Raw genomic sequence first — 19,766 nt, forward strand, 5'->3', positions numbered from 1 at the left:
GATGAGCGTGCGGGACGCTTGGCGTGGAAATTTGGCCGGACTATGGGCGCCGCTTGAGCCGATCGGGGATTAAACTTTCGCAATGGAGCGCGCGTCGCGCCCCGCGGTGGCGGTGGCGGCCAGGCGGAAGGCCGGCTCGCCATTGACCGGGTGAATCCAGGCCGAGGCCAGCTCGGCCAGCGGCCCCATCACGAACAGCCGCTCATGAGCCCGCGGATGCGGCACCCAAACGTCGTCCTCCAGCACCGTGCGGCCGTGGGCGATCAGGTCGAGATCCAGGGTGCGGGGCGCATTGGCCTCTCCCCTCGCCCGTCCAAAGGTTTCCTCGATCCGATGCAGGGCCGCCAAGGTCTCGAACGGGTCGAGTTCGGTGCGGACGATCGCCACGCCGTTGCGGTACTCGGGTCCCGTCGGGTCCGGCCAGGCCGCCGAGGCCCACCAGGTCGAGCGAGTCACCAGTTCCAGCCCCTCGCCCGGCAGCGCCTCCAGGGCGGCTTCCAACAAGGCCTCGCGACTCGTATAGGCTCCCGGCAGATTGCACCCGAGCGCCACGATCACGGCCTCGTCCAAGTCATTTCTAGAGACCTGATTTTTCAAGGGATTACCGTGACCTTCTATCCTACCGACCGACTGGCCCTGTTCATCGACGGGGCCAATCTCTACTCCGCCGCCAAGTCCCTGGGCTTCGACATCGACTACCGCAAGCTGCTCGACGAGTTCAAAAAGCGCGGCGTCCTGATCCGAGCCTACTACTATACCGCGATCGCCGAGAACGACGACTATTCGCCAATCCGTCCGCTGGTCGACTGGCTGGACTATAACGGCTTCACCCTGGTGACGAAGCCGGCGCGCGAGTTCACCGACAGCCAGGGCCGCAAGCGCTGGCGCGGCGACATGGACATCGAGATCGCCGTCGACATGCTGCAGATGGCTGAAGTGGCCGACCACCTGGTCCTGTTCTCGGGCGACGGCGACTTCCGCGCGCTGGTCGAGGCCGTCCAGCGCAAGGGCCGCCGCGTCACCGTGGTCTCGACCATGAAGAGCCAGCCGCCGATGACCAGCGACGACCTGCGCCGCCAAGCCGACAACTTCGTGGACCTGGCAGACCTGGGCAACATCATCGGCCGCCCGCAGCGGGTCCAGCCGCGCTCGGTGTCGGACACCCGCACGCCGGCCGAACGCGAAGCCGACGACGAGTATTGAGATGAGCCAGCACTCCAACATCGTCGGCGAAGTCGTCCCCAACCCCGCCGAGCCGCCGCGCGACTGCCCGCTGTGCCCGCGCCTGGTGGCCTATCGCCGCGAGAACCAGGACCTCTATCCCGACTGGTTCAACGGCCCCGCCCCCTCGTTCGGCGACAAGAACGCCCGCCTGCTGGTCGCGGGCCTGGCCCCCGGCCGCAAGGGCGCCAACCGCACGGGCCGGCCGTTCACCGGCGACTATGCCGGGACGCTGCTCTACGACACCCTGATCAAGTACGGCTTCGCCACGGGCAAGTTCGAGGCGCGGCCCGATGACAGCCTCAAGCTGGTCGGCGCGGCCGTGACCAATGCCGTCCGCTGCGCCCCGCCCGGCAACAAACCCGAGACCTCGGAAGAGAACAACTGCCGGCCGTTCCTGAAGGCGCGGCTGGACATGTTCCCCAACCTGAAGGTCATCGTCACCCTGGGCGACGTCTCGCGGCGCAATGTGCTGAAGACCCTGGGTTTGAAAGCTTCGGCGGGCTTGCCCGGCCACGGCTCGGAGTTCCAGGCGGGCCCCTATCGGATCTTCAACAGCTATCACTGCTCGCGGCTGAACACGAACACCGGCCGCCTGACGACGCCGATGTTCGAGGACCTGTTCGCGCGGGTGAAGGCTTATCTGGACGAGAACCCCTAGCGGGACTTCATCCAGCCGTTGTCGTTCAGCCAGTCGACCAGCAGGTTCGGCCAATGCTTGAACGAGGCCTGTTCCTTGCGCAGGCCCATGTTGAAGGCGTGGCCGCCGGCCTGGAACAGGTGCAGCTCGACCGGCACCTTGGCGGCGCGGAACTTGGGCAGCAGGTCGACCAGCGGCGCCGAGCAGCACTCGTCGTCGTTGGCCGCGACCATGAAGGCTGGCGGCGCGTCAGATGGAACCTTGTCGGGTGTGCCCAGCGGCCCCGGATAGACCAGAACCTGGAAGTCCGGCCGGGCGCTGACCTCGTCGATGGCGTCGACCTTCGGGTCACTGGGCAAAGCGCCCTGATAGACTTCGAGATTGGCCGTCTCGCCGCCGGCCGAGAAACCCATCAGGCCAATGCGCTTCGGGTCGATCCCGTACTCGGCGGCATGGCTGCGAACCCAGCGGACGCCCCGCACCGCGTCCTGGCGGGCGTGCTCGATCGTGTAGGGCGAGCCTTCCTCGCGGAAGAGCCGATACTTGATGATGAAGACCGCCACGCCGGCCGGGTTCAGGACCTTGGCGACATCCGTGCCTTCCGAGCGGATGACCAGGATGCGGTGACCACCGCCCGGCAGCACGACCAGGGCCGCGCCGGTGGCGATCTCCTTGGGCGGCAGATAGACCGTGACCGAGGGGTTGTTGATGCTCCTGAGCCAGTAGTCGCCCGGGATCTCGGGCATGTCCTTGCGGCTCTCGAAGCCGGGCGCGCCCTTGGGCCACAGCGGGATCTGTTGCTGGGCCTGAGCCAGGCCAGGCGCGAGCAAGGCCGCCGCCAGGATCAGAGCCCTCACAGCTTCACCGTCCGACCTTCGCGGGCGGCGCGGTAGATGGCCTCGATTACGCGGAGATCCTTCAGCCCCTCCTCGCCCGACACCAGCGGCTCACGGTTTTGGAGGATGCATTCGGACAGGTGGTCCAGCTGGGCCGAGAACTGGTTCTTGGGCTGCGGGGCCGGTTCAAGCGGGCCGTTCTGGCCGCTAAACCGGGCGCGCATCGACTGGCCGTCGTAGCTGGTGGCCGGCTCGCAATCGACAAAGCCCTTGGGGCCCGTCACCCGGTAGCGGTTGAAGTTGGCGCTGTAGGCCGAATAGCAGTTGGCCGTCGCGCCCGAGGGGAACTTCAACTGGAAGCTGATGACGTCCTCGACCTCCTTGAAGCGGATGTCGCTGCGGTCGGTGGACTCCACGGCATTGACCGCGATGGGCTCTTCGCCGGTCAGGTAGCGGGCGGCGTTCAGGCTGTAGATGCCGATGTCCATCAGGCTGCCGCCGCCGGCCAGGGCCTTGTTCAGCCGCCACTGCTTGGGATCGCCGATGGTAAAGCCGTGGTCGGCCACCACCGTCCGCACCGGGCCGAGAGAGCCGGCGCGGATCAGCTTGATGGCCTCGATATTGTGGGCCTGGAAGCGGCTGCGATAGCCGATCATCAGCTTGCGACCGGCCTTCTTGCAGGCGGCGATCATCGCCTCGCAATCGGCGACCGTGTTGGCCATCGGCTTCTCGCACATCACGTGCTTGCCGGCCTTGGCCGCCCGCTCGGTGAAGGTGCGGTGCAGGCTGTTGGGCGTGATGATGTAGACGATGTCGACGTCGGGATTATCGATGATCTTGTCGAAGGTCTCGTAGCTGTAGCGGTGGCTCTCCGGGATGCCGTACTGCTCGCCGAAAGTCTCCAGCTTCTCGGGCGTGCCGCTGACCAGGGCCACCAGCTTGGAGTGCTCGCACTCGGCGAAGCGCGGCATGATGATCTTGGTGGCGTAGTAGCCCAGGCCCAGGATCGCGTAGCCCAGCTTGCGGCCGGGCTCGGCGGCCCGCGCTCCCAAGGGCAGAGCGGCGGCGAGACCAGCCGCCAGGAATGTCCGCTTGCTGATCTCATCCATAATGCTTTCCCCTTACCAGGCTAGGCCGGAAGTCTTGGTGCGCACCTTGGCCACCACGTGGTTGGAGGTGATGAACAGCGTCTTGCCGTCTTCCCCGAACGTGCAGTTGGCGGCCGGCCCACCGGTCTCGATCACGCCCAGCAGCTTGGCGTCCGGCGTCAGGATCATGATGCCGCCCGGACCGCTGGCGAACAGCCGCCCCTTGGCGTCGACCTTCATGCCGTCAGGCAGACCGGGACCGCCGGCCTTCAGCAGATCCGAGGCGTCGAAAAACACCTTGGACGAGGTCGGCAGACCGTCCGCGCCCAGGTCATAGGCCATGATCACCGGCCGTTTCGGGTCCGAGATGGCGACGTAGAGCCGCTTGTTGTCTGGCGACAGGGCGACGCCGTTCGGGAACGACAGCGTGTCGTCGATCAGCGCCACCTCGCCGTTGGGCCGCAGCAGGTAGACGCCGTTGAACGGCAACTCCTTGGCCGGCGAGGCGTCGCCGCCTTCCAGGCCGTAGGGCGGATCGGTGAAGTAGTACGACCCGCGCTGGCTCTCCGAGCCGCGCAGCTCGACCAGGTCGTTGGGGCTGTTGAACTTCTTGCCCTTGTAGGCGCCGGCCAGGATCGTCTTCTTCTTGGTGGCAAGATCGATCTTGGCGATCCCGCGGTTGCCGCAATCGGCGACCACCAGCTCGCCGGCCAGGCTGATGATCGCGCCGTTGGTGCCGGCCTCGCGGAAGATCGTGGTCGGCGGGCCGTCATAGCCCGACGGCCGCAGGAAATCGGTCTTGCCGCTCTTGGCGTCCCAGCGGTGCATGACGTTGCCTGGCACATCCGAGAACAACAGGTATTTGCCTTCCCAGACCCAGGTCGGCCCCTCGGCCCACTTGATGCCGTCGGCGATCTGCTCGATCGGGGCGTTGGCGTCGATGATCGCGTCCAACTCCGGCGACAGGCGGCGGATACGGCCGATCTTGGGATAGGCCGGGGCGGCGGCGAAGGCCTGGCCCGAGGCGATCAGGGCGGCTCCAGCGCCCAGCACGGCGCGGCGGGTTGTCATGTCGAGTTCCGCTTCTTGATTGGTCTGACCCTTATGCGGAGACAGCGTTGTCGCCGCAATCCGGCATACGACTAAAGTCGTATGCGTGGCACCGCGTCCAGCCACCGCGCATAGGCGGCTTCGCGCTCGTGGTCCTTGATCGAAGGCGTAAGGGTCTCGGCGGCCGGACTGACTTCAGCGGCTTCCTCGACCGAGGCGTAGAGCCCTGCCCCGACCCCAGCGAACAGGGCCGCGCCCAGCGCCGTCATCTCCTGGTAGCTGGCGCGACGCACCGGGATGCCGGTGAGGTCGGCCAGGCGCTGCGAGAACCAGGCGCTCTTGGACATGCCGCCGTCGATGCGCATCTGCGCGGCCTCGCCGAACGCCGTCGGCGCGTCGGCCCGCATGGCCTCGATCAGGTCGCGACTCTGCAGGGCGCAGCTGTCGAAGGTGGCTGCCGCGATCTCGGGCAACCCTGCGTCGCGGGTCAGGCCGAAGATGCCGCCGCGCGCATTGGCGTCCCACCACGGCGCGCCCAGCCCCGTGAAGGCCGGCACCACGACGACGCCGTGATCGGCCTTGGCCGCTCGCGCCAGAGCCTCTGCCGCACGCGGCCCGCCGGTTATGCCCAGACCCTCGCCCAGCCACTGGATCGCAGCGCCCGCCACGAAGATCGAGCCCTCCAGGGCATAGGTCGTCTTGCCGTTCACCCGCGCCGCCACCGTGGTCAGCAGCCTCGAGCGCGAAACGGCGCGGTCCTCGCCGGTGTTGATGAGCATGAAGCAGCCGGTGCCATAGGTGGCCTTCATCTGGCCGGGGGCGACACACCCCTGCCCCATCAGCGCCGCCTGCTGGTCGCCCGCCACGCCCCGGATCGGCACGGGCCGCCCCAGCACCTCGGCGCCCGTCGCGCCATAGTCATCGACGCAGTCCAGCACCTTGGGCAGCAACGCGCCCGGCACGTTGAAAAGGTCCAGCATCTCGGCCGACCAGGCCTGCTCGGCGATATCGAACAGCAGGGTGCGCGAGGCGTTGGTGGCGTCGGTAGCGTGCACAGCTCCGCCGGTCAGCCGCCAGATCACCCAGGAGTCCATGGTGCCGGCCAGAAGTTCGCCTGCCTCCGCCCGAACCCGCGCGCCGGGAACCTTATCCAGGATCCAGGCGATCTTGGTGCCCGAAAAGTACGGGTCCAGCAGCAGACCGGTCACCTCGGTAACGCGCGGCTCGTGGCCCTCGTCCTTGAGCTTGGCGCAGACCTCGGCGGTGCGGCGGTCCTGCCAGACGACGGCTGGATGGATCGGGCGGCCCGTCTTGCGGTCCCAGATCACCACCGTCTCGCGCTGGTTGGTGATGCCGATGGCGGCGATGCGTTCGGCGCTACCGGACTTTTCCGAGGCCTCGCGCAGCACCGCCACGCAGGCGGCGTAGATCTCTTCGGCGTCGTGTTCGACCCAGCCGTCGTGCGGATAGCTCTGACGCAGCGGCCGCGAGGCCTCGGCCAGAGGCTGACCGGCGCGGTCGAACAGGATGGCCCGGGTGCTGGTCGTGCCCTGGTCTAGGGCCAGGATCAGGTCTTGGACCACAGGTTACCTCCGCTCAAGCTTGCGACATCTCGACGCGAAACGGCGCATCGGCGTCTTCGTTCTGTTTAAGCATGTTTTCATTTGGGAGCGGCAAGGTCATCCTCATCCGGTCTTCCGGATTCGAAGGAGGCGGGCCATCCAAGCCGTCGAGATCGCATCGCTCATGAAGCTGGCTCGCAGTCGCGAGGCAGGCGACCGCGAACGCCTGCTCACTGGCATCATTGACCTGTGCGAAGCCGGCCAGGCCAGTGGCGAGCCGACCCACCCCGACATTCAGGCCCTGCTGAACTCGATCTTCATGACCCTGGTGGTCGAGGCCGAGCGCGACATTCGCCATCGCCTGTCCGAGCGCCTGGCCGACGCCGACTGGGCCCCCTCGGCGCTGATCAACATCATGGCGCTGGACGAGATCGACATCGCCCGGCCGATCATCGCCCGCAGTCCGGTCCTGCAGGATCACGACCTGATCCGCCTGCTGGTCCAGGCGACCCTGGAACACCAGATCGAGATCGCCCGCCGTCCGCGCCTGCCCGGCGCCGTGGTCGAGGCGATCATCAGCCGTGACGAGCCGGCGGTGCTGACGGCTCTGGCCTCAAACGAAACCGCCGAGATCTCGCCCGACGCCATGGGCCGCCTGGTCGGCCGCTCGCGTGAAGTGGTCGCCCTGCGCTCGCCCCTGGCCCGCCATCCGAAACTCTCCAGCGATCTGGCCGAGCAGCTCTATCTGCTGGTCGGTCGCGCCCTGCGCGATGCGCTGGCCAGCCGCTTCCATCTGGATCCCGCCAAGATGCAAGCGGCGGTCAACGACGCCCTACGCGCCGCCCACCGTGGCGAGAACGACGACGAGGTCGGCCCCGTCGAGCAGGACGAGGACCGCGAGGAGATGGAGCGATCTCTGATCGAGAAGCTCGACTCCGCCGGCCAGCTTCGGCCCGGCTATTTGTTGCGCGTCCTGCGTGAAGGCCGGCTGCAGCTGTTCGTCATGGCCCTGGCGCGCCTGGGCAAGTTCGAGTCCGCTCAGATCCGCCGCGCCATCGACAGCGGCCGCCCCGAACTGCTGGCCCTGGCCTGCTCGGCCGTGGGCATCGACCGCAGCGTCTTCCCGACCATCCTGGAGCATGTCCGCCAGCTGAACGGCGGGCGTCCGGGCGGCGGCGAAGAGGGCGTGCGCCGCGCCGCCAGCGCCTTTGGCCCCTTCACGCCGGACATCGCCGGCATGGCCTTCCGCCAGGCCGTCGGCCAGGTCTGATCTGTAGTTTGACAAGGCGGCGGCCTTCCCGCCACTTGGCCGCATGTACCAGCCGCAACCGATCGTGACTCGCCTGGCGTTCAAGGCCAGCGACCGGCCTGAGGCCATCGAAGCGCGTGAACGCCTGACCGCGCGTTATGGCGACGTCGGCGACGAGAACGCCCAGGTCATCGTGGCCTTGGGCGGCGATGGCTTCATGCTGGAAACGCTGCACGAGGCGATCGCCACCCAGACGCCGATCTACGGCATGAACCGCGGCTCGGTCGGCTTCCTGATGAACGAGTACAGCGAGGACGACCTCCTGGAGCGGATCAACGCCGCCGAGCGCGCCGTCATCCATCCGTTGGCCATGGTCGCCATCGATTCGCGCCGGACCCAGCACCGGGCTCTCGCGATCAACGAGGTCTCGCTTCTGCGCCAGACCCGCCAGACCGCCAAGCTGCGCATCTCGATCGACGGCAAGGTGCGGATGGGCGAGCTGGTCTGCGACGGCGCCCTTCTGGCCACCCCGGCCGGCTCGACCGCCTACAACCTGTCCGCCCACGGCCCGATCATCCCGATCGACGGCCAGGTGCTGGCCCTCACCCCCATCTCGGCCTTCCGCCCCCGCCGCTGGCGCGGCGCCCTGCTGCCGCAGTCGGCCCGCGTGACGTTCGAGGTGCTCGAGGCCGACAAGCGTCCGGTTAGTGCGGTGGCGGACAATTTCGAGGTCCGCGACGTCATCGAGGTCCATATCTCCGAGGATCGCGGCACCTCGCTGTCGATGCTGTTCGACGCCGGCCGCAGCCTGGAAGAGAGAGTGTTGGCCGAGCAGTTTTCCGCTTGAGTTGAAGACCTCGTCGCGCCCCCTGAGACGTTGGGTCGCGGGAAACGACTGTCTCATCCAATGTTAACGCCTGCTATGTTAGCGTTCTCCAACTATCCGCCACTGGGGAGGCGCTCCGTGACGAACAAGACCGCTGAAGTCATTCAGGTTCCGAATATGCTGAAGCTCAAGGTGGGCGGACGCGGGGGCATCGACATGGCGGCGATCGCCAAGGCCGAGGCCGCGCTGAAGAGCCTGTCCGGCAACTTCGCCCAATGGCTCAACGACGAAATCGTCAAGCTGGAAGCCGCTCGCCAGGGCGTGCGCACCGAGGGCCTGAACGCCCAGACGGTCGAGACTCTGTATCTCCGCGCTCACGACCTGAAGGGCCTGGGCGCGACCTACGAGTTCCCGCTGATCACCCGCCTGGCCGCCTCGCTGTGCAAGCTGATCGACGATCCGGACACCCGCCTGTCGGCGCCGATGTTCCTGGTCGACGCCCACATCGACGCGATCAAGGCCTGCGTCCGCGACGACATCAAGGTCGACACCCACCCGGTCGGCAAGGCTCTGGTCACCGAGCTGGAAGCCCGGGTCACCGAGTATCTGGGCGCCGCGGCCTAACCCCTCAGGTTAGGCCAAACAGGCCCTTCAGGTACGGGTTCAGCATCCGGCCCTCCGGATCCAGTTCCTGGCGCACGGCCAGGAAGTCCTTCCAGCGCGGATAGATCGCCGCCAGCTGCCCGCCGTTCAGCGTGTGCAGCTTACCCCAATGCGGCCGCCCGTCGTAGCGGCGGAAGATCGGCTCGATCAGCTCGTACAGGAACGAGAAGTCGTCGCGGTAATAGGCATGCACCGCCACCGAGCCGCGCACCCCGCCCTGGAACGGCGACAGCCAGGCGTCATCGGCCGCGATGCGCCGCACCTCGATCGGGAAGAAGACGTCGGGACGCTCCTTCTCGATGGTCGCCACCACCTCGGCCAGTGCCTTCAGCTGGTTCTCGACCGGCAGATGGAATTCCATCTCGTTGAAGCGCACAGGCCGCTCGGTCGACAGCAGCTTCCAGCCCTCGTCGACAGCGGTCTCGGGCTTGGCGGTCGACAGCAGCGCCTTGGCGGCGGCCTTGCGCAGCGGCGTGGCGAAGCCCAGCAGGTTCCGCAAGCCTCGCAGCGCCAGCAGGAACTCGGTGTCCTGGTCGGGTCCGCGATCCAGGGCTGGATCGTCGGTCTCGTCGTGGCTGATATTGGCGGCCAGGCCGGTGAACGGCACGGCGTAGAACTCGAAATTGCGATGCTGGGCCCAGCGGCCCTCAGCGTTCGCGAGGGCCTCGTCGAACGGCTCCAGCCAGACCTTGCGGCGTAGGCGGCGGTTGGCGCTGGTGCGCATCCGCACTTGGCTGATCACGCCCAACGACCCCAGCGAGACGCGAGCGGCCTGGAAGACCTCGGGGTTCCTGGTCGCGTCGGCGTCGATGACCTTGCCCGAGGGCGTCACCAGCCGCAGGCCGGTGACGTCGCCGTGCATGGCCGGGATCTTCATGCCTGTGCCGTGGGTGGCCGTGCCCAGAGCCCCGCCCAGCGACTGCTTGTTGATGTCGGGCAAGTTCGGCAGGGCCCGGCCCTTCTGCGCCAGCAGCGGTCCTAGAGCGCCCAGCCGCGTGCCGGTGCGGATGATCGCCTCGTCGCCTTCCCAGCCGACGATGCCGGACATGGCGTCCAGCGAGACCAGGGTCCCGTCGGTGGGCGCCAAAGCGGTGAACGAGTGGCCAGCGCCCACGGGCCGGATCGGGGCCTGGGCGACCTTCAGGGCCGTGGCCAGCTCGCCCTCGTCCTTGGGGGCCAGGCGGGCGGCGGGATAGGCGTTCTGGATACCCGACCAGTTGCGCCACAAGAGCTTGCCGTCGGCATTGACCGAGGCCGGCGACGGCGGTTCGGGCTTGTCCCCTGTGGCGACCTTGTAGGCGGCGACGCCGCCCCCAGCGACCACAGCCGCTCCGGTTCCGCCTGCGATAAGCGCCCCACGCCTCGAGATCATGCCGCCTCCCGGTGCTATTTCGCGGAGTCTTCGCGCCCCGCCATGAATCGGATCAGACCCTGGAAATCGCCTGGTGTGCAAGCCACGCACTGGCCGGTAGCCGGCATGGCGTTGAAGCCCTGGATGGTGTGGTCCAGCAGCACGGCCTCGCCCTGCTTCCAGCGCGGGTCCCAGGCAGCGCGGTCATGGACCAGCGGCGCGCCTGTGCCGGGCGTCGCATGGCAGGCGTGGCACGAGGTCTCGTAAAGCCCGGCCAGCTTGGCGTCGGCCGGACGCAGCGCCGCCGCCTGTTCAGGCGTAGGCGGCGGCGGAGTCTTTGACCCGCAGGCAGTGAGAAGAAGGGCGGACGCGACGAAGACGAACGCCCTCCGCATCAGGCGATCCCCGACAGGCGCTTGGCCGCCGTCAGCGTGTTGGCCAGCAAGCAAGCGATGGTCATCGGCCCGACTCCCCCCGGAACCGGCGTGATGGCGCCGGCGATTTCCCTAACCTCGTCGAAGGCGACGTCGCCGACAAGTCGGGTCTTGCCCGCCGCGGCGGCTTCGGGATCGCGGGCCGGGAAGCGGCTGATGCCGACGTCGATCACCACCGCGCCCGGCTTGATCCAGTCGGCCTTGACCATCTCGGCCCGGCCGACGGCGGCCACGACGATGTCGGCCTGGCGCACGATGCCCGGCAGGTCCTGGCTGCGCGAGTGGGCGATGGTCACGGTGCAGTCGGCGGCCAGCAGCATCTGGGCCATCGGCTTGCCCATCAGGTTCGAGCGACCGATGACCACGGCGGTCTTTCCCTTCAGGTCGCCGCCGATCGCGTCCTTGATCAGCATCATGCAGCCCGTCGGCGTGCAGGGCGCCAGGGCCGGCAGGCCGCTGGCCAGGCGCCCGGCATTGGTCACGGTCAGGCCGTCGACGTCCTTGTCCGGCGACAGGGCCGCCACGACGTCCATCTGGTTGATGTGGGCCGGCACCGGGAACTGGACCAGCACGCCGTGGATCTTGGGGTCGGCGTTCAGCTTGGCGACCACGGCCAGCAGCTCGTCCTGCGTCGTCTCGGCCGGCAGGCGGTGGGTCTCGGAGTACATGCCGGCGGCCTCGGTCTGCTCGCCCTTGTTGCGGACATAGACCTGGCTGGCCGGATCCTCGCCGACCAGCACCACGGCCAGGCCCGGCGTCACGCCGTGCTGCGCCTTCAGCGCCGCGACCTCCTCGGCGACCTTGGCCCGCAGATCGGCCGCGAAGGCCTTGCCGTCGATGAGTTTGCCCTGGGCCATGGTCGTTCTCCTGCTTGGCCCGTCCCTACCGTTTGGCGACGAGACTCGCAACGCCGAGGGGTTGACCATCCTCTGGCGCCGGCGTGTCCTCGGGCCATGACCCAGCCCTCTCCCGCCGCCCATGCCCGCGAGTTGCTGACCAAGCTCGGCGTCCCCGCCCTGCCCGCCGACGCCGGCCATCCGGTGCGCAGCCCGATCGACGGCGCCGTCCTGACCCACGTGGCCTTCGACGACGCCCGCGAGATCGGCGCCAAGGTCTCGGCCGCCTGTCACGCCTTCGCCGCCTGGCGCACGGTTCCCGCCCCGCGTCGGGGCGAACTGGTCCGCCTGTTCGGCGAGGAACTGCGCGCGGCCAAGGCCGACCTCGCCGCCCTGGTCACCCTGGAGGCCGGCAAGATCGCCTCCGAGGCGGCCGGCGAGGTCCAGGAGATGATCGACATCTGCGACTTCGCCGTCGGCCTCTCCCGGCAATTGCACGGCCTGACCATCGCCTCGGAGCGCCCCGGCCATACCATGCGTGAGACCTGGCATCCGATGGGGCCGGTGCTGGTGATCAGCGCCTTCAACTTCCCCGTCGCCGTCTGGGCCTGGAACGCGTGCCTCGCTTTGGTCTGCGGCGATCCGGTGATCTGGAAGCCGTCCGAGAAGACGCCCCTGACGGCGCTGGCGACCCACGCCATCCTGCAGCGCGCCCTGGAGCGCGTCGAGGACGCGCCCGAAGGCCTGTGCAGCGTCGTCTTGGGCGGCCGCGACGCCGGCGAGCGCCTGGCTCGCGATCCGCGCATCCCGCTGGTCAGCGCCACGGGCTCGACCCGCATGGGCAAGGCCGTCGTGCCACTGGTCGCCGAGCGCTTCGGCCGTTCGATCCTGGAGCTGGGCGGCAACAACGCCATGATCGTCACGCCATCGGCCGACCTGTCGCTGGCCCTGCGCGCCATCGTCTTCTCGGCGGCCGGCACGGCGGGCCAGCGTTGCACCAGCCTGCGCCGGCTGATCGTCCATGAGAGCCTGGTCAACAAGGTCAGCGACGCGGTGGACGCCGCTTTCCAGCGCCTGCCGGTCGGCGATCCGCGCGACGCCAAGACGCTGCTGGGCCCGCTGATCGACAAGGCCGCCTACGACGCCTTCGTCGAGGCCATGAACCAGGTCCGCGCCGAGGGCGGGACCGTCAGCGGCGGCGAGCGTCTGCTGATCGACCAGCATCCGGACGCCTTCTACGTGCGCCCCGCCCTGGCCCGCCACGCCGCGCCGGCGCCCTGCATGCAGCGCGAGACCTTCGCGCCGCTGCTGCACGTCGTGCCGTACAACAGCCTGGACATGGCCGTGGCGATCCAGAACGACGTCCCGCAAGGCCTGTCCTCCTGCATCATGACCAACGACGTCCGCGAGGCCGAGGGCTTCCTGTCGGCCGCCGGCAGCGACTGCGGCATCGCCAACGTCAATATCGGCCCCTCGGGCGCCGAGATCGGCGGCGCATTCGGCGGCGAGAAGGAAACCGGCGGCGGCCGCGAGAGCGGCTCCGACAGCTGGAAGCAGTACATGCGGCGGCAGACGGCGACGGTGAACTATTCGGGGGCGCTGCCGCTGGCCCAGGGGGTGCGGTTTGATCTGTGAGGCACAGCTCCGCCCCTTCACGCGGCCAGCCGCTGAAGTCATGGAAAGGGATGCGGAGCGCCGGACAGCGTCCGGAGTGTCTGAATAGAATACCGTTTCGACGAAGCCCGACGCTCCGCGCAGCCGTTATTCGCCAGCGTCCCGGGAAGGTGGCCCTATTCAGGCCTTGCCGGGATCCGGGCGCTTCCGTTTCCGGAAAAGCCCGGTGATCAGGGAGGGACGAACCCTTTCCCCCAACCACGCCGACGGCGGGCGGGCCTGGCAGCGAACCAGGTCCCCGGACCGTCCGAGTATCCCCCTCGGACCTTCACCGCTCGACCACACCCCGCCGCCACGTTCGGTCGCTGGCCACGCGCCCTTTCCTCGCGACGAGGTGCGTAGACTGTACGGCAGGTTTTAGGGCCGAGGATAAGTTGGCGCGAATGCTCGTGCCTTGCTCACCCTCTCCCGTGGGAGAGGGCGGGGCCCATGCGCAGCATGGGAGGGTGAGGGTCAAACCGCTAACCGATAGAAATCTCGAAAAGACAGAAGCTTGCGCGGCCTGGATGACTGGCTTCGCCTATCCCCTCACCCTCCCACCGCTGCGCGGCGGGCCCCGCCCTCTCCCAAGGGAGAGGGTGACAACGCCCATGCCCCGACGGGTATTGCCGTCCGCCCCGGCAAACGGCATAAGCCCTGACCTCGGGTCGTCGACCCGTGAAACGCCGGCTTAGCACAGCGGTAGTGCAGCGGTTTTGTAAACCGAAGGTCGGGGGTTCGATCCCCTCAGCCGGCACCATTCTTCTCCAGGTACCGCCTCGATGGCCGCCATCCTCTTCATCGACGCCGACGCCTGCCCCGTGAAGGACGAGGCCTACAAGGTCGCCGCCCGCCACGGCTTCAAGACTTTCGTCGTGTCCAACAGCTGGATCCGCGTCCCGCAGACGCCGGTCATCGAGCAGATCGTCGTCGACGCCGGTCCCGACGTCGCCGACGACTGGATCGCCGAGCGCTGCGGGCCGGGCGACGTGGTGGTGACCAACGACATTCCCCTGGCTGACCGCGTGCTGAAGGCCGGCGGCGCGGCCGTGGCCCCGAACGGGCGGGTGTTCAGCCCCGATATGATCGGCTCGGCCCTGGCCTCGCGCTCGATCGGCGAGCACCTGCGGTCGATGGGCGAGGTCACCAAGGGTCCCGCCGCCTTCGCCAACGCCGATCGCTCGCGCTTCCTCCAGGCCCTGGATCAGCTGGTGGTCAAGGCCAAGCGCGCGGTCCCTCCTCGATGATCGAGATCACCTCCTGGCTGCGGATCGACGAGGACGAACTGGTCTGGAAGGCCACGCGCGCCTCGGGTCCCGGCGGTCAGCACGTCAACAAGACCTCGACCGCGGTGGAGCTGCGTTTCGACGTCAGGAACTCCCCCGCCCTGCCCGAGGATGTCAAGGCGCGGCTCGAGACCCTGGCCGGCAGCCGCCTGACCCAGGACGGCGTGCTGATCCTGTTCTCGCAAGGCTCGCGCTCACAAGAAATGAACCGCCAGGATGCGCTGGGCCGCCTGGTCGACCTGATCCGCCGCGCCACCGAACGCCCCAAGCCCCGCAAGGCGACCAAGCCGACCTATTCCAGCAAGCTGAAACGCCTGGACACCAAGGCCAAGCGCGGGACGGTGAAGTCCGGACGCGGACGGGTGAAGTTTGACGACTAATCGTCCCACCGCACCCCCACAATCAGGCATTGCACAATAGCTCTACCCATGTAGAGTTATTTCATGAACCTTCGCCAACGTCGCCCGTCCGCCCAGACTTTGGCCGTCCTCGACGCGCTGCGTGACGGCGGATGGTCGTACGGGCTGGAGATCGCGCGCATCACGGGCCTGAAGTCCGGCAGCCTGTATCCGATCCTCGTCCGCCTCGACGAACGCGGCCTGCTGGAAAGCCGCTGGCTGGAGCCGGAACGCCCCAACCGGCCGCCGCGCCACGCCTACCGCCTGACCGCCGCCGGCCATGCCGTGCTGCGTGACAATCCCCTGCCCGTCCCCACCATCTCGGCCCTGACGCCGAAGGGAGCCGTCTGATGTCGATGACCGCCTCGCTGTCCCGCGCCATCCTGAAGCTGGCCGGATGGGTCGCGCCGCCGAACCGGCAGACGATGTGCCAGGCTATGCGGGCCGAACTGGACATGCTGGACGAAGGCCGCCTGTCCTGGGCATTGGGCGGTCTGGCCAGCGCCATGGGTTGGCGTGTGCGGGTAGACGGATTGTTCTGGGCCGCCGTCCTGACCGCCGCCCTGCCGATCTGGAGCCGCGTCACCTTCCGCGCCGAGCTTCCGATCTACGACTTTCTGGAGGGCCTCAACGCGATCGCCACCTACGGCTACTGGCTGCTTCAGAAGGCCTTATTGTGCGCCCTGCTGGCCGCGTGGCGCCCACGCCTGGCCGTCCCGGCCGCGATCCTCTACGTGGTCGTAAGCCAGGCCGGCGCGGCCCTGTATTGGATCCATGTCCTGCACTGGACGTGGGACGACAGGGTCCACATCATGGACGCCCCGCCCGTAGTCGGCATCAGCGCCAACCTGTGCTGGTGCCTGATCGGCGCCTGGGCCGGCGCGACACTGCGCCGGACGCTGGCTAAGCCGTCTCCGGCGGCGCGGGCGTAGAGAACCCGATCACGTCCTGCTTCCAGTCGGGTTCGACGATCAGGCCCGTCAGCATCTTCTGCAGGTAGCGGGTCATGGCCGCCTGCTCTTCCGCCGTGAGATTGGAGCAGATCTCGCGGTTCAGCGGGCGGATCTCGCTGCGGATCTTTTCCAGCAGGCTGCGACCGGTGTCCGTCAGGCACACGACGACGATGCGGCGGTCGCTGGGCGAAGCTTCCCGGGCGACCAGGCCATCGGCGATCAGGCTGTCGATCGAACGGGTCAGGGTCGTGCGGTCGGTGGCGGCCAGCTTGGCCAGCCGGGTCATCGACAGGTCGCCGAACCGGCGCAGCGAGATCATCGCTACCCACTTGGCGAAGGTCAGGCCGTGTTGCGCCAACAGGTCGGCGGCGACCGCGCGGCGGTGCTGCTCGGTCTGATAAAGCAAGTAACTCAGATAGCTCGGCAGCGGCAGGGCGTGGTCCTCGACCAAGCCGGCGCGCTCTTCCCCCTTACGCATAGTCGTTTCCGCCCCCCAGAACGGCGCTCTGTGTCTCATAAGGTTAACGGTCACGCAATCTGCGGCGCCCATAGCCAAACGAAAAACCCCGCGAAAGGCTTCGCGGGGTTTTGTCTTTCAATTTATACGGGAAAACGCGACTAAGAAATGCGCGCCTCCAGCCCCTGCGTCAGGCAGCGGCCGCGCGATTGCGCGTGACGCCACGGGTCAACCAATCGTCCGGGTACGTCTCGCGCACGGTGATCGACTTGAACTGGGTGACGGGGATGCTGGCGTGGTCGCCGGGGTTGAGGTCGCGCGACACCGAGTGGCCGGCGAACTCCTCGATGATGGTGATCACTTGGCTGCTGCCGGCGGCGTTCTCGATCAGGACCATGTTCATGGGGGTCTACTCGGTGATCTCGAGGAAAATGAGAAACTCGTGCGGAAGGAAGGTCGGGTCAGCCTAGATCTGGCTGGGCTGGACGCGTTCCTTGAGGCCCTTCAGCGCCCAGGCTTCGACGGCCTTGGCGTTGCCCAGGCGGCGGAAGGCGCCGGCCGTGTGCTGCTCGCAGTAGGAGCCGCGGGCGGTCAGCTTGGGGCGGCCGCAGAAGCCGAAGTCGTCGCCTTCCGGATTGCCGATCGGCCAGCGGCACGAGTGGGAGCCCAGCTCCAGGATGCCCGAGGTGGGCAGCAGGTCTTCTTCGGTGCGCTCCAGACGCGGCGCGACGTGGGGCGCGGCGGTGGTCTCACGGGTCGGCCGGCGGGCCGGGATGCGCGAGGGGACGCGGACGCTGGTGACGCGCTGGCGCACCGGAACTTCGCGAACGGTGATGCCGAGGCGGTGAACCTTGCCGATCACCGCGCTGCGGCTGACGCCGCCCAGCTGTCGCGCCACCTGGCTCGCGCTGAGGCCTTCGAGCCACAGCTTCTTGAGGGTGGCGGTCCGCTCTTCGCTCCAGTCCATGGTCGTAATTCCCTGCCCGTCCGGAGCCAGCCCGCTCCGTGAGGAAAGTGGTAGATTTTATGGTTAACGCCCGTCAAACGGTTATGTGCAGACCCACGGTTTGCGATTTCACTTTTTGTCAGAAGAATCACGTAGATACCGGCGATTGTCGCAGGGGCGTGGCCAAGCTTGGATTAAGGAACATTGTTCCGTGACAAGCCCACGGCCCTGATTTTATAAGGGTTTGGAATGCGTCGCGCTGTCGCGGACCGTGCGGCGAAACGTCAGTCGGGGACCATCATGCGTACTGTGAAACTGGCCGTCGTCGCGGCCCTCTGCCTGGCCGTTTCCGCCTGTTCGAAGGACGGCGGCAGCTCCGCTGAAGCCCCCGCCGACGCGCCGGCCTCGGCGCCCAAGGTCACCGACGCGGCCAAGGCCGCGGCCCTGGCCGCCCTGCCCGCCCCCTACAACACCGGCGACCTGTCGAACGGCCAGAGCAAGTTCGCCTTCTGCCGCTCGTGCCACACCATCACCGAGGGCGGCCCGGACATGACCGGCCCCAACCTCTACGGCGTGTTCGGCCGCAAGGCCGGCTCCAAGCCCGGCTACGCCTATTCCGAGGCCGTGAAGGCCGCCGGCTTCACCTGGGACGCCGAGCACCTGGACAAGTGGCTGTCGAGCCCGCGCGAATTCCTGCCCGGCACCAAGATGACCTTCGCGGGCATCCACGACGCCAAGGACCGGATCGACCTGATCGCCTATCTCAAGGTCGAGACCGGCTACAAACCGGCTCCATAAAGCCATGCGCCCGGCCCCGCCCGAGATCGAGGCGCTGGTCCAGCGTCTCTACGACGCCAACCAGCGGCGCGACTTCGAGGCGTTCAGCGCCCTGGTCGCGCCGGACCTGCAATGGCCGGACGTCACGCGGGGCGGCGTGCTGACCTCGCCCGAGGCCGTCCGTGAGTACTGGGCCTATAACGACGCCGCGATCCGGGTGGAAACCACGCCGGTGGAGATCCATCTGGATGAGGACGGCCGCATCGTGGTCGACGCCAACCAAGTGGTCTGGAACCGCAATGGCCAGCTGTGGTCCGACATGTGCGTGCGGCATTGTTACACGCTCCGTGACGGCCTTTTCTGGCGCATGGATATGGGTTCCAGGGGGGACTCGGACTGAAGGCCCATGACGCCCGACGAAGATCGGATCGCGCAGCTCTACGCCGCCTTCAACGACCGCGCCTTCGATCGCTGCGTCGCGATGATGGCCGACGACGTCGCCTGGCCCAATGAGGTCGAGGACGGCCTAGTCGAGGGCCGCGAGGCGGTCCTGGTCTATTTCAGCGAAACCACCGCGCCGCTGCTGGCGCGCTATGACTTGCTCAGCCTGCACACCGGCGCCGACGGGCGTGTCAGCACCCTGACCCGTCAGACCATCGTCAGCGCCAATGACGGCACGACCTGGTCCAGCACCCGGGTCGCACACACCTTCTCACTGCGCGACGGCTGGATCACCGGCATGGAAGCCCAGCAGGACTGGCAGGGCCAGAGCTTCCCCGGTGTCGATGCCCTGTTGGCTCGGCTGCACGCGGGGCTGAACGCCGGCGATGTCGAAGCGGTCGCGGCCTGCTACGCCCCCGACGCCCGCTTCGCCGATACCTTGGAAGACGGCGAGATCCACGGCGCCGAGGCGGTTCGCGCGCACTTCAGCCACCTGTTCGAGACCGTCCGCCTGCAGGTCACGGTCGAAGGCTACGCGCTCGAGCCCGACGACCGCGTCCGCGCTCGCCTGCACATAGTCACGCGCGGCCTCGGCGGCGGGCTTTGGCAGGACGACGTTCTCACCGTCTGGTATCGTCTGGACCGGGGGCTGATCGCCGAACAGGATATCGACGACAGCAGTCGGGACGCGGGCGCGCCATGAACACCATGCCGGCCATGAAAACCATGCCAGAGGTCCTGGAAGAGGCCTTTCAGGCCTTCAACACGCGTGACCTGCCGCGCCTGCGGACAACCCTGCATGTCCAGGGCGTGTGGCCTGACACCCTGGGCACGGGCGGCGACGTCGTAGGCATCGAGGCCGTCATGGCCCACTTCGCCCAGCTGTTCGCCATGGCCCGCCCCGACATCCAGCTGATCCAGGTGCTGGAGACCACGCCCGACAGCGTGACCGTCGAGGCCCAGTACCTGGTCGAGGATCCCCAGGGGAACGTCTGGTCCGACACCCGCGCGACGCTGATCTACCACCTGCGCGAGGGGCTGCTGTCAGGGATGACGATCGTGAGTGGGTTCTAGCCTTCCCCCCCCCCCGATCTTCCCG

Annotated in this window: 25 protein-coding genes, 1 tRNA gene and 1 pseudogene; 16 read left to right on the top strand and 11 right to left on the bottom strand. The window is 67.9% G+C overall.

What is annotated here, in order from left to right; genetic code table 11:
* Positions 1-69: 69 nt before the first annotated feature.
* Positions 70-558 carry a 2-amino-4-hydroxy-6-hydroxymethyldihydropteridine diphosphokinase gene (folK, locus tag J7528_RS09465; protein ID WP_291873498.1) on the bottom strand — a complete coding sequence of 163 codons (489 nt, stop codon included), beginning with the start codon at positions 556-558 and terminating at the stop codon, positions 70-72.
* A gap of 48 nt (positions 559-606) precedes the next feature.
* Here folK and J7528_RS09470 point away from each other — a divergent pair, with 48 nt between their 5' ends.
* Both J7528_RS09470 and J7528_RS09475 read left to right on the top strand, forming a co-directional pair.
* On the top strand, positions 607-1,203 hold the full coding sequence (locus J7528_RS09470) for an NYN domain-containing protein (RefSeq protein WP_291873274.1): 597 nt from the start codon (positions 607-609) through the stop codon (positions 1,201-1,203).
* A 1-nt stretch (position 1,204) separates the two neighbouring features.
* Entirely contained in the window at positions 1,205-1,882 is a 678-nt protein-coding gene (locus J7528_RS09475) for a uracil-DNA glycosylase (protein ID WP_291873277.1), read from the top strand.
* Here J7528_RS09475 and J7528_RS09480 read toward each other — a convergent pair.
* From J7528_RS09480 to glpK, 4 genes are all read right to left on the bottom strand, one after another.
* Complete coding sequence (locus tag J7528_RS09480; RefSeq protein ID WP_291873280.1) at positions 1,879-2,718, bottom strand: alpha/beta hydrolase; 840 nt, start codon at positions 2,716-2,718, stop codon at positions 1,879-1,881. The genes J7528_RS09475 and J7528_RS09480 overlap by 4 nt on opposite strands.
* Complete coding sequence (locus J7528_RS09485) at positions 2,715-3,806, bottom strand: Gfo/Idh/MocA family oxidoreductase (RefSeq protein ID WP_291873283.1); 1,092 nt, start codon at positions 3,804-3,806, stop codon at positions 2,715-2,717. Before J7528_RS09485 ends, J7528_RS09480 begins: the two co-directional genes overlap by 4 nt.
* A gap of 12 nt (positions 3,807-3,818) precedes the next feature.
* Complete coding sequence (locus tag J7528_RS09490) at positions 3,819-4,856, bottom strand: SMP-30/gluconolactonase/LRE family protein (RefSeq protein ID WP_291873286.1); 1,038 nt, start codon at positions 4,854-4,856, stop codon at positions 3,819-3,821.
* A 71-nt stretch (positions 4,857-4,927) separates the two neighbouring features.
* On the bottom strand, positions 4,928-6,418 hold the full coding sequence (gene glpK / locus J7528_RS09495) for a glycerol kinase GlpK (protein WP_291873288.1): 1,491 nt from the start codon (positions 6,416-6,418) through the stop codon (positions 4,928-4,930).
* 163 nt (positions 6,419-6,581) lie between these two features.
* On the opposite strand from glpK, the gene J7528_RS09500 reads away from it, so the two are divergent.
* The 3 genes from J7528_RS09500 to J7528_RS09510 all read left to right on the top strand — a co-directional run bounded on the left by J7528_RS09500 (position 6,582) and on the right by J7528_RS09510 (position 9,096).
* Complete coding sequence (locus J7528_RS09500) at positions 6,582-7,667, top strand: DUF2336 domain-containing protein (RefSeq protein ID WP_291873292.1); 1,086 nt, start codon at positions 6,582-6,584, stop codon at positions 7,665-7,667.
* Between the two features lie 43 nt (positions 7,668-7,710).
* A complete protein-coding gene (locus J7528_RS09505) occupies positions 7,711-8,493 on the top strand; it encodes an NAD kinase (RefSeq protein WP_291873295.1) in 783 nt (260 codons plus the stop codon).
* A gap of 117 nt (positions 8,494-8,610) precedes the next feature.
* Entirely contained in the window at positions 8,611-9,096 is a 486-nt protein-coding gene (locus J7528_RS09510) for an Hpt domain-containing protein (protein ID WP_291873298.1), read from the top strand.
* Positions 9,097-9,100: 4 nt separating this feature from the next.
* Here the strand turns inward: J7528_RS09510 and J7528_RS09515 are convergent, their stop codons facing one another.
* From J7528_RS09515 to folD, 3 genes are read right to left on the bottom strand one after another with little or no spacing between them, the layout of a single operon-like run.
* On the bottom strand, positions 9,101-10,507 hold the full coding sequence (locus J7528_RS09515; RefSeq protein WP_291873301.1) for a D-arabinono-1,4-lactone oxidase: 1,407 nt from the start codon (positions 10,505-10,507) through the stop codon (positions 9,101-9,103).
* Between the two features lie 14 nt (positions 10,508-10,521).
* Entirely contained in the window at positions 10,522-10,881 is a 360-nt protein-coding gene (locus J7528_RS09520; protein ID WP_291873304.1) for a cytochrome c5 family protein, read from the bottom strand.
* Positions 10,881-11,777 (bottom strand): bifunctional methylenetetrahydrofolate dehydrogenase/methenyltetrahydrofolate cyclohydrolase FolD, encoded by an 897-nt coding sequence (gene folD, locus J7528_RS09525; protein ID WP_291873307.1) that lies wholly within the window; start codon positions 11,775-11,777, stop codon positions 10,881-10,883. The genes J7528_RS09520 and folD overlap by 1 nt, the downstream gene beginning before the upstream one ends.
* Positions 11,778-11,873: 96 nt before the next feature.
* On the opposite strand from folD, the gene J7528_RS09530 reads away from it, so the two are divergent.
* The 7 genes and pseudogenes from J7528_RS09530 to J7528_RS09560 all read left to right on the top strand — a co-directional run bounded on the left by J7528_RS09530 (position 11,874) and on the right by J7528_RS09560 (position 16,025).
* On the top strand, positions 11,874-13,391 hold the full coding sequence (locus tag J7528_RS09530; protein WP_291873310.1) for an aldehyde dehydrogenase family protein: 1,518 nt from the start codon (positions 11,874-11,876) through the stop codon (positions 13,389-13,391).
* A gap of 232 nt (positions 13,392-13,623) precedes the next feature.
* Positions 13,624-13,766, top strand: a pseudogene (locus J7528_RS09535) (hypothetical protein); the annotation flags it as partial.
* A 328-nt stretch (positions 13,767-14,094) separates the two neighbouring features.
* A tRNA-Thr gene (locus J7528_RS09540) sits at positions 14,095-14,169 on the top strand.
* A gap of 22 nt (positions 14,170-14,191) precedes the next feature.
* Positions 14,192-14,656, top strand: a complete 465-nt coding sequence (locus J7528_RS09545) for a YaiI/YqxD family protein (protein WP_291873313.1) — start codon at positions 14,192-14,194, stop codon at positions 14,654-14,656.
* Entirely contained in the window at positions 14,653-15,075 is a 423-nt protein-coding gene (gene arfB / locus J7528_RS09550; RefSeq protein WP_291873316.1) for an alternative ribosome rescue aminoacyl-tRNA hydrolase ArfB, read from the top strand. Before J7528_RS09545 ends, arfB begins: the two co-directional genes overlap by 4 nt.
* A 63-nt stretch (positions 15,076-15,138) precedes the next feature.
* Positions 15,139-15,444, top strand: coding sequence for a helix-turn-helix transcriptional regulator (locus tag J7528_RS09555; protein ID WP_291873319.1), 306 nt, complete (start codon positions 15,139-15,141; stop codon positions 15,442-15,444).
* Positions 15,444-16,025: a hypothetical protein gene (locus J7528_RS09560; protein WP_291873322.1), complete on the top strand. Its 582-nt coding sequence runs from the start codon at positions 15,444-15,446 to the stop codon at positions 16,023-16,025. The genes J7528_RS09555 and J7528_RS09560 overlap by 1 nt, the downstream gene beginning before the upstream one ends.
* On the opposite strand, the gene J7528_RS09565 is transcribed toward J7528_RS09560, so the two are convergent.
* The 3 genes from J7528_RS09565 to J7528_RS09575 form a co-directional block, all read right to left on the bottom strand.
* Positions 15,997-16,524, bottom strand: a complete 528-nt coding sequence (locus J7528_RS09565; protein ID WP_291873324.1) for a MarR family transcriptional regulator — start codon at positions 16,522-16,524, stop codon at positions 15,997-15,999. The genes J7528_RS09560 and J7528_RS09565 overlap by 29 nt on opposite strands.
* 169 nt (positions 16,525-16,693) lie before the next feature.
* Positions 16,694-16,906: a hypothetical protein gene (locus J7528_RS09570; protein WP_291873326.1), complete on the bottom strand. Its 213-nt coding sequence runs from the start codon at positions 16,904-16,906 to the stop codon at positions 16,694-16,696.
* 63 nt (positions 16,907-16,969) lie between these two features.
* Positions 16,970-17,470: a GcrA family cell cycle regulator gene (locus J7528_RS09575; protein WP_291873329.1), complete on the bottom strand. Its 501-nt coding sequence runs from the start codon at positions 17,468-17,470 to the stop codon at positions 16,970-16,972.
* Between the two features lie 279 nt (positions 17,471-17,749).
* Here J7528_RS09575 and J7528_RS09580 point away from each other — a divergent pair, with 279 nt between their 5' ends.
* The 4 genes from J7528_RS09580 to J7528_RS09595 are packed head-to-tail and all read left to right on the top strand — an operon-like array spanning position 17,750 to position 19,741.
* Complete coding sequence (locus tag J7528_RS09580) at positions 17,750-18,247, top strand: cytochrome c family protein (protein ID WP_291873331.1); 498 nt, start codon at positions 17,750-17,752, stop codon at positions 18,245-18,247.
* 4 nt (positions 18,248-18,251) lie between these two features.
* The gene (locus J7528_RS09585) at positions 18,252-18,626 is read left to right on the top strand and encodes a nuclear transport factor 2 family protein (RefSeq protein WP_291873334.1); all 375 of its coding nucleotides are present in this window, start codon (positions 18,252-18,254) and stop codon (positions 18,624-18,626) included.
* 6 nt (positions 18,627-18,632) lie between these two features.
* Complete coding sequence (locus J7528_RS09590; protein ID WP_291873337.1) at positions 18,633-19,370, top strand: nuclear transport factor 2 family protein; 738 nt, start codon at positions 18,633-18,635, stop codon at positions 19,368-19,370.
* Complete coding sequence (locus tag J7528_RS09595) at positions 19,367-19,741, top strand: nuclear transport factor 2 family protein (protein ID WP_291873340.1); 375 nt, start codon at positions 19,367-19,369, stop codon at positions 19,739-19,741. Before J7528_RS09590 ends, J7528_RS09595 begins: the two co-directional genes overlap by 4 nt.
* Positions 19,742-19,766: the final 25 nt, after the last annotated feature.

Origin of the sequence: Caulobacter sp. (assembly GCF_017744445.1) — a bacterium.
Taxonomy (GTDB): Bacteria; Pseudomonadota; Alphaproteobacteria; order Caulobacterales; family Caulobacteraceae; genus Caulobacter.